12 protein-coding genes are annotated in these 13,432 nt (G+C 69.9%); 7 read left to right on the top strand and 5 right to left on the bottom strand.

What is annotated here, in order from left to right; all coding sequences use genetic code 11:
• Positions 1-82: 82 nt before the first annotated feature.
• Together ACWFRB_RS25380 and ACWFRB_RS25375 are read right to left on the bottom strand one after the other, a co-directional pair.
• Positions 83-856 carry a hypothetical protein gene (locus tag ACWFRB_RS25380; RefSeq protein WP_452643986.1) on the bottom strand — a complete coding sequence of 258 codons (774 nt, stop codon included), beginning with the start codon at positions 854-856 and terminating at the stop codon, positions 83-85.
• Positions 857-986: 130 nt separating this feature from the next.
• Complete coding sequence (locus ACWFRB_RS25375) at positions 987-1,739, bottom strand: VOC family protein (RefSeq protein WP_452643985.1); 753 nt, start codon at positions 1,737-1,739, stop codon at positions 987-989.
• 166 nt (positions 1,740-1,905) lie between these two features.
• On the opposite strand from ACWFRB_RS25375, the gene ACWFRB_RS25370 reads away from it, so the two are divergent.
• Positions 1,906-3,060, top strand: coding sequence for an alpha/beta hydrolase family protein (locus ACWFRB_RS25370; protein ID WP_452643984.1), 1,155 nt, complete (start codon positions 1,906-1,908; stop codon positions 3,058-3,060).
• 23 nt (positions 3,061-3,083) lie between these two features.
• On the opposite strand, the gene ACWFRB_RS25365 is transcribed toward ACWFRB_RS25370, so the two are convergent.
• Both ACWFRB_RS25365 and ACWFRB_RS25360 read right to left on the bottom strand, forming a co-directional pair.
• Complete coding sequence (locus ACWFRB_RS25365) at positions 3,084-4,862, bottom strand: AMP-dependent synthetase/ligase (protein WP_452643983.1); 1,779 nt, start codon at positions 4,860-4,862, stop codon at positions 3,084-3,086.
• On the bottom strand, positions 4,855-5,322 hold the full coding sequence (locus tag ACWFRB_RS25360; protein ID WP_452643982.1) for a MarR family winged helix-turn-helix transcriptional regulator: 468 nt from the start codon (positions 5,320-5,322) through the stop codon (positions 4,855-4,857). Before ACWFRB_RS25360 ends, ACWFRB_RS25365 begins: the two co-directional genes overlap by 8 nt.
• A gap of 275 nt (positions 5,323-5,597) precedes the next feature.
• Between ACWFRB_RS25360 and ACWFRB_RS25355 the strand changes: the two genes are divergently transcribed.
• From ACWFRB_RS25355 to ACWFRB_RS25330, 6 genes are all read left to right on the top strand, one after another.
• Complete coding sequence (locus ACWFRB_RS25355; protein WP_452643981.1) at positions 5,598-6,359, top strand: GntR family transcriptional regulator; 762 nt, start codon at positions 5,598-5,600, stop codon at positions 6,357-6,359.
• Positions 6,359-6,586 carry a 4Fe-4S dicluster domain-containing protein gene (locus ACWFRB_RS25350; protein ID WP_027502301.1) on the top strand — a complete coding sequence of 76 codons (228 nt, stop codon included), beginning with the start codon at positions 6,359-6,361 and terminating at the stop codon, positions 6,584-6,586. The genes ACWFRB_RS25355 and ACWFRB_RS25350 overlap by 1 nt, the downstream gene beginning before the upstream one ends.
• Positions 6,587-6,626: 40 nt before the next feature.
• Positions 6,627-8,072 (top strand): ABC transporter substrate-binding protein, encoded by a 1,446-nt coding sequence (locus ACWFRB_RS25345; RefSeq protein WP_452643980.1) that lies wholly within the window; start codon positions 6,627-6,629, stop codon positions 8,070-8,072.
• 86 nt (positions 8,073-8,158) lie between these two features.
• Positions 8,159-8,956 carry an ABC transporter permease gene (locus tag ACWFRB_RS25340; RefSeq protein WP_452643987.1) on the top strand — a complete coding sequence of 266 codons (798 nt, stop codon included), beginning with the start codon at positions 8,159-8,161 and terminating at the stop codon, positions 8,954-8,956.
• Positions 8,953-9,756: an ABC transporter ATP-binding protein gene (locus tag ACWFRB_RS25335; protein ID WP_452643979.1), complete on the top strand. Its 804-nt coding sequence runs from the start codon at positions 8,953-8,955 to the stop codon at positions 9,754-9,756. Before ACWFRB_RS25340 ends, ACWFRB_RS25335 begins: the two co-directional genes overlap by 4 nt.
• The gene (locus ACWFRB_RS25330) at positions 9,756-12,449 is read left to right on the top strand and encodes a fumarate reductase/succinate dehydrogenase flavoprotein subunit (RefSeq protein ID WP_452643978.1); all 2,694 of its coding nucleotides are present in this window, start codon (positions 9,756-9,758) and stop codon (positions 12,447-12,449) included. The genes ACWFRB_RS25335 and ACWFRB_RS25330 overlap by 1 nt, the downstream gene beginning before the upstream one ends.
• A gap of 31 nt (positions 12,450-12,480) precedes the next feature.
• Here ACWFRB_RS25330 and ACWFRB_RS25325 read toward each other — a convergent pair whose 3' ends face one another.
• Positions 12,481-13,263, bottom strand: a complete 783-nt coding sequence (locus ACWFRB_RS25325) for a GNAT family N-acetyltransferase (RefSeq protein WP_452643977.1) — start codon at positions 13,261-13,263, stop codon at positions 12,481-12,483.
• Positions 13,264-13,432 lie beyond the last annotated feature (169 nt).

Here is a 13,432-nt window from a genome sequence, read left to right as displayed (position 1 = left end):
GCACCTGCCGGGGCATCGCCCGAGAGCGACCGCCGGCAGGTGCACACTCGGCGAATGCCGCTGCTGGGCTGGTCCGCCGCGACTATCCGGCTCGGCGGGACCCCAGCGGCGCGCGATCGGCGCAGTCGATCTGCCAGAACGTCCACCCGTCCCTGGACTCGACGTCCCCACTGATATGGCTGGCGACGGCGTTGGCAGCGACGGTCGGGTTGTCGAAGCGGCGGCCCTCCATCGGCCCGCGGGTGATCTCGAGCCTGCCCGTGTGCTCGTCGTACATGCCGACGAGCCGGTAACCCTCGAAGTCAGCGACCACCTGCAGTCGCTCGTCGACGACCTCCTCGACGGCCGCGGACTTCTTCGTTCGGGTGATCGGCACCAGCTTCGGCCGGCTCGGCTCGGCCGCCGCGCCGACGGGCTTGCGAGTGGGGTCCTTGACGTCGGACAGCCCGAGCAGGTCCCAGCGTGCGCGGCCGTGCTCCACCCGTTCGACGGCGATGGCGTGGCTGCCCGTCCTCGTGCGCCCGGGAACCTCCTTCACCCACAGATCGACCTCGCTGTGGATGTCGGCGGCGACCTCCTCGGACGGGACGACGAAGTACTCCTCCGGGGAGGTGGCCAGGTCGACGAACACCCAGAACTGGGACCCGGTGTCATCGGTGTCCAACGCGCCGTCCTGCTTGCGCGCCTGCCAGTCGCCGTCGAGCTTGGTTCGCACCCGCACCACGCAACTGTCGTCGCCGACGCCCCACACCTGAACCGGGTTGCGCCGCGAGTGGGTGAGCCGGACCGCGCGGCCACCGCGCTGGACGACCTCCGAGATGAATGCCTGAATGCCCAGGCTGGCAGTGTTCTCCATGGTGTCCGTCCGTGCCGCTCAGCCCGTGCAAATGTGAGAGCAGTGGGGCGACGGGCGACGCGGACACGACTCGGTCTCTGACCTCCACCTTACGTGTATGCGGACGCGCTGTGGCCCACAGCACGCGAGATCACCGTTCTTGCAGCACCGAGAGGATGTTGCCGGCCGGATCGGTGAACCAGGCGATGTAGGGTCCGTCACCCCGGAAGATGCCCCGCTCGTCGGCCTCCATCCCCGGGTACCGCTGGAAGGTGATGCCCCGCTCGCGCAGCGCGTCGACCGCCGCATCGATGTCCTCGACCGGGAAATTCAGGATGGTGTACGCCGCCGGGGTGTGGGTCTCCTTCGGGTACACCAGCACCGTCTTGCCCCCGCCGACCTGCAGCGTGAGCAGGCCGAACTCCTCGGTGACGGTCAGACCGAGGGTGTCGCGGTAGAAGGCCGCGGCCGCCGCGATGTCGTCGACCGCGAAGCCGCTGTAGGGCGCCGAGTTCAGCGTCGTGGACGGCGCGGGTACCCGGGCGGCCAGGTAACGCGCACCGAGCTCGATGACCTGGAAGTAGTTCCCGTCCGGGTCGATCAGCGTCCCGAAGAGCATCCCCTCGGAGCGTTCCTCGAGCCGGACCAGCCAATCGGCATCCATCTCGTCCAGGCGGGCCGCGACCGCCGATGCGTCGTCCACGTGGAAGTTGAGGATCGTGCGGCCGGGCTCGGGGTTCTTCTCCGAGACGTCGTCGCGCTGGTCGAACAGGACGCTGACGCCCCCGAATCGGACGTCGCCGTCCGGGGTAGGTGTGGCGTCGAATGCCCTGCAGTACCAGTCCCGAAGTCGGTCGGGGTCCGGGCTCGCAAGCAGAATGGAACCGAGGTCGGGGCTGGTCATGTGTCCTCCCGGATGCGAGTGCCGGTCTCGACACTGCACCCGACCGGGGCCGGACGCAAGGGCGACCCGCCGGGAGAGCCTGTTCGGTATCCGAATTCGTAGCTCCCCCACGTGCGGTGTCCGGCAACTACGGTTCGCCAGGACACCGGCACCGACAGACAGAGGGATGTTCTCAGTGAAGCGCGCGCACTTTTCCCCGCTGGCCCCGCTGCTCGTCGCGGCCATTGCGCTCGGCGGCGTCGCCATCGGCTCCCCCGCGTCCGCGGCGCCGATCCTGCCGACGCCCGGCGGCGACACCGCGGTCGGCGTGTCCGACCTGAGCCTCGTGGACCGCGACCGCGAGGACCCCTGGGCGCCCGGCACCCGGCGCGAAATCGCCGTGACCGTCACCTACCCCGCCGCGGCGGTGATCGGGCGCGAACCCGCCGAGTACCTGCCCGGCAGCGGCCTCCAGACGAACGGCCACCTCGATGCGCCCGTTGCCGCGAGCGGACGGCACTCGCTGCCGGTGGTTCTCTTCTCCCCCGGGTTCTACATTCCCCGGACGCTCTCGACCGGGACCGCCGAGCACCTCGCCGGCCGCGGGTACGTGGTGATCAGCATCGACCACACCGGCGACGCCCTGGCCACCGTCTTCCCCGACGGCCGGGTCGTTCCGCAGCGCATGACCGACTCGTACTCGGACGCCACCCTGCGCAAGGCCATCGACACCAGGGTCGCCGACGCCAGGTTCGTGATCGATGTCGTCGAGTCACTCGCCCGCGGGGACGCCCCAGAGGTACCCCTCCCCGAGGGTCTGGCCGACGCCATCGACCCGTCCAGGATCGGCATGTTCGGCCATTCGATGGGCGGCGCGGCCACCGCCGAGGTGCTGCGCACCGAGCCCCGACTCGACGCCGGTGTGAACCTCGACGGCGCACTCTTCTACGGCACGGCGCCGAGCCCGATCGTCACCGAGGGCACCACCCGCCCCCTGTTGAGCGTCATCAGCTCGTTGCACGCAGACAGCCCCGAGGGGCGGGAACGGTTCTGGGACCAGTACTTCCGGACGCCCCGCGGGTGGAGTCGCGTCTACGCGATCGCCGACACCGGGCACGCCAGCTTCACCGACGCCGAGCACTTCGTCCCGCAGAGCGTGCCCGACCTCCCGGCCTTCCAGATCCCGGGCGGCCTGAGCCTCGGCACCGCCCCGCGACAAGAGGTGACGAGGACGATCGACGGCCTCGTCACGGCGATGTTCGATCGTCACCTCAAGGACCGGCAGGACCCGGTGCTGGAGAATCCGACGCCGCGGTACCCGCTCGTCCGCGAAGTCCGGTAACCGCGCCGCGCGGCCGAATCGGGTCAGCGGTACAGCGCGTCGATCTCGTCGGCGAAGCGCTCGGTGACCACTTTGCGCTTGATCTTCAGGGTGGCGGTCATCTCGCCGTCGGCCTCGGTGAGGTCGCGGTGCAGGATCGCGAACTTCTTGATCGCCTCGGAATGCGAGACGGTGCTGTTCGCGTCGTCCACCACCAGCTGCAGCGCGGCGCGCAGGTCCCCGTCCTCGCTCAGGTCCGCGACGGACGCCGAGGCGGGCTTGCCGTTCTCGGCCTTCCACAGCGCGAACACGTCCGGGTCCACGGTGAGCAGCGCGGCGATGAAGGGCCGCGCGTCCCCGACGACCACGGCCTGCGAGATCAGGGCGTGCGAGCGCATCCGATCCTCGAGCGGTCCCGGCGAGACGTTCTTCCCGCCCGCCGTGATCAGGAGGTCCTTCTTCCGTCCGGTGATGGTGAGGAAACCGTCCTCGTCCAGCTCGCCGAGATCGCCGGTCCGCAGCCAGCCCTCGTCGAAGGTGTCGGCGGTGGCCTGCTCGTTGTGCCAGTACCCGCCGAACACCACACCGCCACGCAGCTCGATCTCGCCGTCGGCCGCGATGCGAACGCCGTTGCCGCCCATCGGCCGCCCGACGGTACCCATCTTGTGCGCGCCCGGGATGTTGACGCAGTGTGCCGCGGTGGTCTCGGTGAGTCCGTAGCCCTCGTAGATCGGCACGCCGACGCCACGGAAGAAGTGTCCGAGGCTGGGCATCAACGCGCCGCCGCCGGAGATGGCCCACCAGCACTCCCCGCCGAGCGCGGCCCTGAGCTTCGAGTAGACGAGCCGGTCCGCGACCCAGTGCTGGGCGCGGAGGACCGGGGACGGCCCGCCCGCATCGAGCGCCTCGCTGTAGCGGACCGCGGTCTTCTCGGCGAAGTCGAAGATCGCCTTCTTGACGGCGCCGCCCTGCGCGGCGCTATGTGCGGCCGAGTCCCTGACCTTCTCGAAGACCCGGGGCACCCCGAGGATCGTGTGCGGCTGGAACCGGGCGAACTGCCCGACCACGGTGCTGAAGTTCGACCAATGCGCCTGCGCCCCACCGGCTTCGAACATCGCGAGGGACACGGCACGGGCCAGTACATGGGCAAGCGGCAGGAAGGTGAGCATCCGGTTGCCCGGCTTGGCCACCTCGCCGATGCTGGCGGTGAGGATGCCGCGCACCTCGGAAAGGAAGTTGCGATGGGTCAGAATGCAGCCCTTGGGCCTGCCCGTGGTGCCGGAGGTGTACACCAGTGATGCCAGGTCGTCGGCCCGGATCGCCGCGACCCGGTCGTGCACCTCGGCGTCGTCGAGATGCGCGCCTGCCGCGATCAGCGCGCCCACCGCGTTGTCGTCGATCTGGCGCACGCTCAGCCCGGAGCCGTCGAACGCCGACGCGTGCCGTTCGGTTTCGACGATCGCCGTCACCGCACCCGAATCCTCGGCGATCCAACGAATCTGGTCGGCAGAGGAGGAGTCGTAGATCGGCACCGAGGCCGCACCAGCCGCCCAGATCGCGAAGTCGAACAGTGACCATTCGAACCGGGTGGCCGACAACAGGATCACCCGATCGCCTCGGGCCACACCGCCCGCGATCAAGCCCTTCGCGACGCCGACCACCAGCTCGGCGAACTCCGCCGCGGTGACGTCGACCCAGTCGCCGCCGATCGGCCGGCTGAACAGCACCCGCTGGGGCGCCTCCTGCGCGTGCCGGTAGACGGAACGGACGAGGGCGTCGTCGTCCGCAACGGTGAACTGGGCGTTGGTGGTGAATTCACGCACGGGGGTCTGCTCCGATGCTCTGGTCGGTGTCATGGTCTGCGGTACTGGTGCGGAACCGGTGCAGCATGTGGGCGAGGTCGGCGATGTCCGCGTCCGACCAATCCCGGACCCGCTCCCCCACCTCGTCGCGGCGGCGCCGGTCCGCGTCCCCGAGGACGTCGCGGCCTGCGTCCGTGAGGCTGAGCGGATGCCCGCTGCGGATCGGTCCCGGTTCGGCCTGGACCCACCCGGCGTCGACGCATCCGCGCAGCTGCCGCGACACGGTCGACCGGTGTACCCCGAATGCCTCGGAGATCTCGGTCGCCCGGCATCCCGGATTGCGCTGGATATACGAGAGCACCGAGTGCTGGGCGAAGGTGGGCAGCCCCTCGGATGGACGCTCACCCGTCATCAGCTGGCGGACCAGGTGCACGAGCTCCTCGTGTACCTGGGCGACGGCCGCGGTCGATCGTTGTTGCACAACGCAACTATAAACCCGCCCCGGCGCCGTCCGACTCGGGCCCGAGCCCGGGCGGCGAATCCGAACATTCGGATCAGCGTGATCCGAACTCCGCCGCGCCCCCTCGCGGCGGCGCAATCGTCCACCGGCCCGTCGTTTGCCCAGGTACGCCCGCACCGCTGGTGGCGCAATCGCCTCACCACCCCGGCGGCCGCAAAGTGAGCGTCCATGACCCCGCGAAACCGCCACTACTGTCGGCATTCGTCCAGGTCACCGGCCCCGAGGGAGGGAAGAAGATGAACGCAGCCATCGAGCCGCCGCCGAACCGCCGCTCCCGCGCCGATCGGGCCCGCCAGGTCGCGGACGTGCTGCGCCAGCAGACCCTGGCCGGCGCGTTCGCGGGCACCCTGCCACCCGAGCACGACCTCGCCGTCGAGTTCGCGGTCTCCAGGAACACCGTGCGGGCCGCCCTCGCGCTGCTCAAGGACGAGGGCCTGATCGACCGCGCGCCACGGGTCGGCACCCAGGTGTCCGGGCGCAAGTTCGATCACGGCATCGACACCCTGCTCGGTCTGAAGGAGACGCTCCGCGAGCACGGCGAGGTGCGCAACGAGGTGCGCGCGGCCCTGCGCCTCGTGCCTCCGCCCGCCGTCGCGCGCCGCCTCGAGCTCGACCGGGGCGAGCCCGCGGTCTACATCGAGCGGCTCCGCTACCTCGGCGACCTGCCGCTCAGCCTGGACCTGACCTACCTCGTCCCCGACCTCGGCGAGGAACTGCTGCGCCGCGACCTCGCGGGCAACGACGTTTTCGCCCTGATCGAGGAGGTCTCCGGCAGGCCGCTCGGATCGGCCGAGCTGGCCATCGAATCCGTCAACGCCGACGCCCACACCGCGGCCGCGCTGCAGGCCCCCGAGGGCGCCGCGCTGCTGCTACTCGAACGACTCACCACCCTCGACGACGGCAGACCCGTCGACCTCGAGTACATCCGCATGCGAGGTGACCGCATCACCATGCGGGGCAACCTCTTCCGCACGAACCAACCATGGGAGCTGACCTGATGGCACTGGTCAACCAACGCGCCGACGTCCCCGTCACCATCGATGAGTCGCTCTGCATCGAGGGGTGCACCCTCTGCGTCGAGATCTGCCCGCTGGACTCGCTGGCGATCAACCCGGACAACGGCAAGGCCTTCATGCACGTCGACGAGTGCTGGTACTGCGGCCCCTGCGCGGCCCGCTGTCCCACCGGCGCAGTCACCGTCAACATGCCCTTCCTGCTCCGCTAGCCGCCAGGCACCGGACAACCCGACCACCAAGGACCCGAACATGAAACGCCGCATCCCCGCGGCGGCGATGGCCGCTGCCCTGACCACGGCGCTGCTCGCCGGCTGCTCCCTCGACAGCGACTCCGGTGGCGGCACCGCCGGTGCTGACGCCGTGCCCGTCGTCATCGGCTACCAGTCCAAGACGATCAACACCGTGACCGCGGGCACCCTCCTCAAGGCACAGGGCTATCTCGAGAAGCGCCTGGCTGCAGTCACCGAGCGGACCGGGACGTCGTACTCCGTGCAATGGCAGGACTACGACACCGGCGCACCCATCACCGCGCAGATGGTCGCCGAGAAGATCGACATCGGTTCGATGGGCGACTATCCGATGCTCATCAACGGGTCCCGGACCCAGGCCAACCCGCGCGCGAAGACCGAGATCGTCTCGGTCACCGGGTACAACCCCAAGGGCGCGCTGAACATGGTGGTGGTGCCGCCGGACTCGCAGGCGACCGCGCTCGCCGACCTGGCCGGGCAGAAAGTGTCCGCCAGTGTCGGCTCGGCCGGCCACGGCACCCTGGTGCAGGCCCTCGACCGCGCCGGCCTCGACCCCGCCACCGGAGTCGAGGTGCTCAACCAGCAGCCGCAGGTCGGCTCCTCCGCGCTCGAGTCCGGGCAGGTGGCCGCGCTGTCACAGTTCGTCGCGTGGCCGGGCCTGCTGGTGTTCCAGGACAAGGCGAAGCTGCTCTACGACGGCGCGGAGCTGAACCGGCCGACCCTGCACGGGGTTGTGGTGCGCGAGTCGTACGCCGAGCAGCACCCCGAGGTGCTCGACGCCTTCCTGCTCGCGCAGCTCGACGCCACCCGATTCATCCGCACTGAGCCCCTCGAGGCGTCACGAATCGTCGCCGAGCAGAGCGGACTGCCGCAGGAGGTGGTCTACCTCTACAACGGCCCCGGCGGCACCTCGTTCGACCCGACGCTCAAGCCCCACCTGGTCGACGCCCTGAAAACCGATGTGCCCTACCTGAAATCGATCGGCGACTTCGCCGACCTGAACATCGACGGTTTCGTGGACGACGCACCGCTGCGTGCCGCCTACGCGGCCGAGGGCGTCGAGGCCTACGACGCCGCGGTGGACGTCACGGCCAACCCCACCGCCCTGACCGGATCGGATCCCGTGTGCGGACTCCCCGTCGCCGATCCCGCGCAGGCGGGCGAGCTGTGGCTCGAGGGCGCGACGCAGACGCAGCCCGCGGCCGACCCCACGTGCCTCCTGCGCTCGGTCAAGAAGGCGCGCGCCGAGGGCAGGGGAATCCGGGCCGCCTACGTGCCCGACGCGGAACTGGGCACCCGCTGGTTCGCGGACAAGGCGGTGTGGGTGCGCGACGGAGCGCGCTTCCTGCCCTTCACCACGGCGGCCGCAGCGGGCCGCTACCTCCAGAAGAACCCCGCGAGCGCCCCGATCACCTACGACCGCGCTGTCGAGGAGGTCCGGCAGTGACCGCGTCCGTGACCGCACCCGGCACCCGGGCATCCGCCCCGGCGTCGGCCGGGCGGACAGAGGGCGCGACGTCGGACCCCGGCACGGTGAACCGGACCGACGGGCCCGCTCGGTGGCGGTCCCGTGCGATCCGGATCACCTCGGTGATCGCCGCGGTCCTTGCCTGGCAGTTGCTGACGGCCAACGACGTTCGCCTGTGGCTGCGGTTCGACACGCTGCCCACGGTGACCGAGATCGTCTCGGCATACGGGGAACAGTTCCGGACCGACCTCTTCTACCTGGACCTCGGTCAGTCGCTGATCCGGATCGTATCCGGGTTCGGCCTCGCCACGGTGGCGGGAGTGGCCGTAGGCATCGCGCTCGGACGCTCTCGCTCGTTCGCCGACACCGTCGGCCCGCTGGCCGAACTGGCGCGGCCCATTCCGGCGATCGCCATCGTGCCGGTGGCGATCCTGCTGTTCCCCAGCGACGAGGCCGGCATCGTCTTCATCACCTTCATCGCCGCCTTCTTCCCGATCATGGTCAGCACCCGGCACGCGGTGCGGGCACTCCCGACCATCTGGGAGGACTCCGTGCGCACCCTGGGCGGCAGCCGCTGGGACGTCCTCGGCCGTGTGGTGCTCCCCGGGATCCTGCCCGGGGTGTTCAGCGGGCTGTCCGTCGGCATCGGGGTCGCCTGGATCTGTGTGATCTCCGCCGAGATGATCTCGGGCCGGCTCGGAGTCGGATACCGCACCTGGCAGGCATACACGATCGTCGATTACCCCGGCGTGTTCGTCGGCATGATCACCATCGGCATCCTCGGGTTCTCGACGTCCGCGGCGGTCGAGCTGCTCGGCCGCCGCGTCACCAGATGGCTGCCCCGAGGGGAGAACACCAGATGACCACGGCAACAAGCGAAGAGAAGGTCGCCGCGGGCATGTCGCTGGCCCTGGACGACGTCACGCTGTCCTACACCGGCACCCCCGTGGTCCGTTCCCTGTCCCTGACCGCCCTGCCCGGCGAGATCCTGGTCCTGACCGGGCCGTCCGGCTGCGGGAAGTCGACGGTGCTCCGGGGCCTGGCGGGGCTGCTGGCGCCGGACTCCGGGCGCATCCTCGCGGACGGAGCAGCCGTCACCACCACCTCGCGGGATCGCGCCGTGGTGTTCCAGGACAACGCGCTCCTGCCGTGGCGCACCGTCCGGTCCAACATCGAACTCGCCCTTGCGCTTCGCGGACAGCCGAGGTCAGGGCGCAGGCGCGACGCGGAGCGGTGGATCGAGGAGGTCGGGCTCACCGGCTTCGGGGACTTCCTGCCCAAGAGCCTCTCCGGCGGTATGCGGCAGCGGGTACAGCTGGCGCGCGGCCTGGCCGGTGCGCCCCGGGCCGTGATGATGGACGAACCGTTCGGGGCGCTCGACACCCAGACCCGCGCGACCATGCAACGCCTGCTCGTCGAGACCTGGCGCACGCACCCGACGACGGTGGTCTTCGTGACCCACGACGTCGACGAGGCGGTCCTGCTCGGTGACCGGGTCGCGGTGCTCGGGCGCGCCGGCGCCCCGTTGCGCACCATCGTCGACGTGCCACGGCCACGTGACCGCGACGCCCTCGACCACCCCGACACCCTGGCCGCCCGCACGAAAGTCCTGGCCGCGCTGGGCCACACGAGCATCGGCCCGACGAACACCCCGGAGAACTGATGGACATCCCAGACCTGGCCGACACCATCCGCCTCGATTGCGACGTACTGGTCATCGGCGGCGGCACCGCGGGCACGATGGCCGCGCTGACGGCCGCCGAGAACGGCGCCGACGTGCTGCTGCTCGAGAAGGCACACGTGCGGCACTCGGGCGCGCTGGCCATGGGAATGGACGGCGTCAACAACGCCGTCATCCCCGGCAAGGCCGAGCCGGAGGACTACGTCGCGGAGATCACCCGCGCCAACGACGGAATCGTGAACCAGCGCACCGTCTATCAGACCGCGACCCGCGGCTTCGCGATGGTGCAGCGGCTCGAGAAGTACGGCGTCAAGTTCGAGAAGGACGAGTACGGCGAGTACGCGGTCCGCCGGGTGCACCGCTCCGGTTCCTACGTGCTGCCGATGCCCGAGGGCAAGGACGTGAAGAAGGCTCTGTACCGGGTGCTGCGGCAGCGGAAGATGCGCGAGAAGATCCGGATCGAGAACCGTTTGATGCCGGTGCGGGTGCTGACCGATCGGGGCCGGGCGGTCGGTGCGGCGGCGCTGAACACCCGCACCGGGGAGTTCGTCGCGGTCGGGGCGAAGGCCGTCATCCTGGCGACCGGTCCCTGCGGGCGGCTCGGGCTGCCCGCGTCGGGGTACCTGTACGGCACCTACGAGAACCCGACGAACGCGGGCGACGGCTATTCGATGGCCTACCACGCGGGGGCCGAGCTCAGCGGCATCGAGTGCTTCCAGATCAACCCGCTGATCAAGGACTACAACGGACCCGCCTGCGCGTACGTCGCGAACCCGTTCGGTGGCTACCAGGTCAACGCGCAGGGCGAGCGATTCGTCGATTCCGACTACTGGTCGGGACAGATGATGAGCGAGGTCAAGCAGGAGATCGAATCCGCCCGCGGCCCCATCTACCTCAAGGTCAGTCACCTGCCGACGGAGACCCTTGACACGCTCGAGTCCATCCTGCACACCACCGAACGGCCCACGCGCGGAACGTTTCACGTGAATCGTGGCCATGACTACCGCACCCACGACATCGAGATGCACATCTCCGAGATCGGTCTGTGCAGTGGACATTCGGCGTCCGGCGTATGGGTGGACGAGCACGGCGCGACCACCGTGCCCGGGCTGTACGCGGCGGGCGATCTGGCCTGCGTGCCACACAACTACATGATCGGCGCCTTCGTGTACGGGGACCTGGCGGGGACCCACGCCACCGGCACCCTGCCCACAGTGGAGGCGCCGACCGAACTGCCCACCGATCAGCTGCGCGAGGCGCACGAGCTGATCTACCGGCCGCTCCTGCACCCCGAGGGACCACCGCAGCCACAGGTCGAGTACAAGCTGCGGCGGTTCGTCAATGACTATGTGGCGCCCCCGAAGACGGCCACCAAGCTGTCGATCGCGGTGGAGACCTTCGAGCGGATGACCGCGGAGATCGAGGGCATGGGGGCGACGAGTCCGCACGAGCTGATGCGGTGCGCGGAGGTGTCGTTCATCCGGGACTGCGCGGAAATGGCGTCGCGCAGCTCGCTCACCCGCACCGAGAGCCGATGGGGCCTGTACCACGAGCGGGCGGATCTGCCGGGCCAGGACGACTCCGACTGGGGGTACCACCTGAACCTGTACAAGGGTGCCGGGGGTGAGATGGAGTTCCTCAAGCGACCCGTGGCACCGTATTTCGTGTCGGTCCCGGGACTGGACGACCTTCCTCCCCGTGATCAGCGGGTCGTGCCGGTGACGCAGCCGCCGCTGGTGGGCGGGCGCGCGCCGGTGGAGTCCCCCTCTCGGGTCGACGCCACCCCAGCACGGGTGGAGCCCCGCTCCCCCCGGATCGTGGAGGTCCTCGGGCTCGACGGTCCGACCGCGGCGCAGCTGCGCCCCTATCTGATCGACGCGGACCCACAGGTGCGCTCCACCGCCATCGCCACCCTGACCGAGGCCACCCCCGACGGGTTCGACGCCCTGCTGATCGCCGCGCTCGACGACGAGGACGCAGGCGTGCGCCGGGCGGCCGCGGAGGGACTCCGCGAACTGGTCGAGGTGCTGCCCTCGGCGGACGGCCTGGCACCCCACCTGACCTCGGGCGACGCGACCGTCCGGTCCACCGTGGTCGACCTTCTGCGAGCGCTGCGCACCGGGACCGCGCCGCAGTACCGGGCGGCGCTCGCCGACGTCGACCATCGGGTCCGCATCGAGTCGGTGCGCGCACTGGTGTCACTGAACGACTGGCAGACGGTGGCCACCGCCGCCGAGGACGAGAACCGCGAGGTGCGGATCGCCAGCGCCCAGGGGCTCGCGACGATCGGCCTCGGCGGTCTCGAGGCGGTCCGCACGCTCGCCTCCGACCGGGACCCCCTCGTCCGCGCGTCCGCGCTGGCGGCCTTCGCCTCACTGCGCCTCACCGAGACAGATGTCGCGCTTGCCGTCGCGGGGCTGACGGAATCGGCGTGGCAGATCCGGCAGGGCGCGGCCCGTGCCCTCGCCGGTGCACTCCCTGAGGTCGCGGTGCCCGCCCTGGAGGCGGCCCTCGGCGACGTGCACCTCGATGTCCGCAAGGCCGCCGTGCTCACGCTCACCACCTGGACGGAAGATCCTGCGGCGCAACAGGTGCTGCGCATCGCGATCGACGACTCGGACGCCGACGTACGCGCCTACGCCCGGCGTGCGCTCACCGAACAGGTCCGGGTCTGAGGGGCCGGGCCTGGGACACGATTCACCCCCGTCAGAGCGCGTATTCGGTATACGTGCCGACGGGGGTGAATCCGATCCGCTCGTACACGGGCGCACCGTCCACGGAGGCCTGCAACACGACGCGCTCCGCGCCTTCCGCTCTGGCGCGGCCGATCGCCGCCAGGGTCACCGCGGTGCCGTATCCCCTGCGGCGATGGTCCTCGAGAGTCACCACACCGTAGAGGCCGGCAACTCCGGCGGCCAGATGAATCTCCGCCCCCGCCACCGGTTCCCCGGCGCGATAACCGACGACGAAGATGCTGGCACATTCGCCACTCAGGATCGCCGGACCCGCGGCGTCGAAGTAGTCCAACACCGCCGGGGAGGGCGACGTCCAGTTCCTGGCCATCAGCTCCGCATAGTCACGCAACTGCTCGCGATTCGTCACGGTCACGACCTTCAGGTCCGGGTGCGGCGTGTGCAACGGGATCTCCGTCATCGACGCGGTCATGGCCAGCTCCGTCTCCGACGGCTGAAGTCCCCTCGCCCGCAGCAGCTCTCCCAGCTTCGCGGGTGTCGAGGTCGGGGCAACCCACCACGAGAACGGACGACCCGCCGCGCGCACCGTGGCCAGAATCTCCTCGACCCGTGCCTGCGCCGTGGCGGGCGCCAAGCGCGCCAGGCACACGAGATTGAAGGTGTCGTCGTCCAGGCCGCTGTCCGCGATCACGATGTCACCGGGTTCGTGCACCCTCGCGCCGGCGACCGTGGGATGCAGGTGTGCCGCATGAGACGCGAGATTGAGTTCCATTGCTTCCATCAGGTTCTCGCCCACACCGCGATCCTAATTGAGCTCAACGTGCCCCGGAAATGCGAAATGCCTCGCATCGCAGTCTCTTTCAAGACTGTGATGCGAGGCATTCGCAATTTATGTTCGGCGGTGTCCTACTCTCCCACACCCTGTCGAGTGCAGTACCATCGGCGCTGGAGGGCTTAGCTTCCGG

It is taken from the genome of Rhodococcus sp. NPDC055112 (assembly GCF_053607505.1).
The sequence above is the reverse complement of the archived record's forward strand: the minus strand, read 5'-3'. Positions and strand labels throughout refer to the sequence as shown.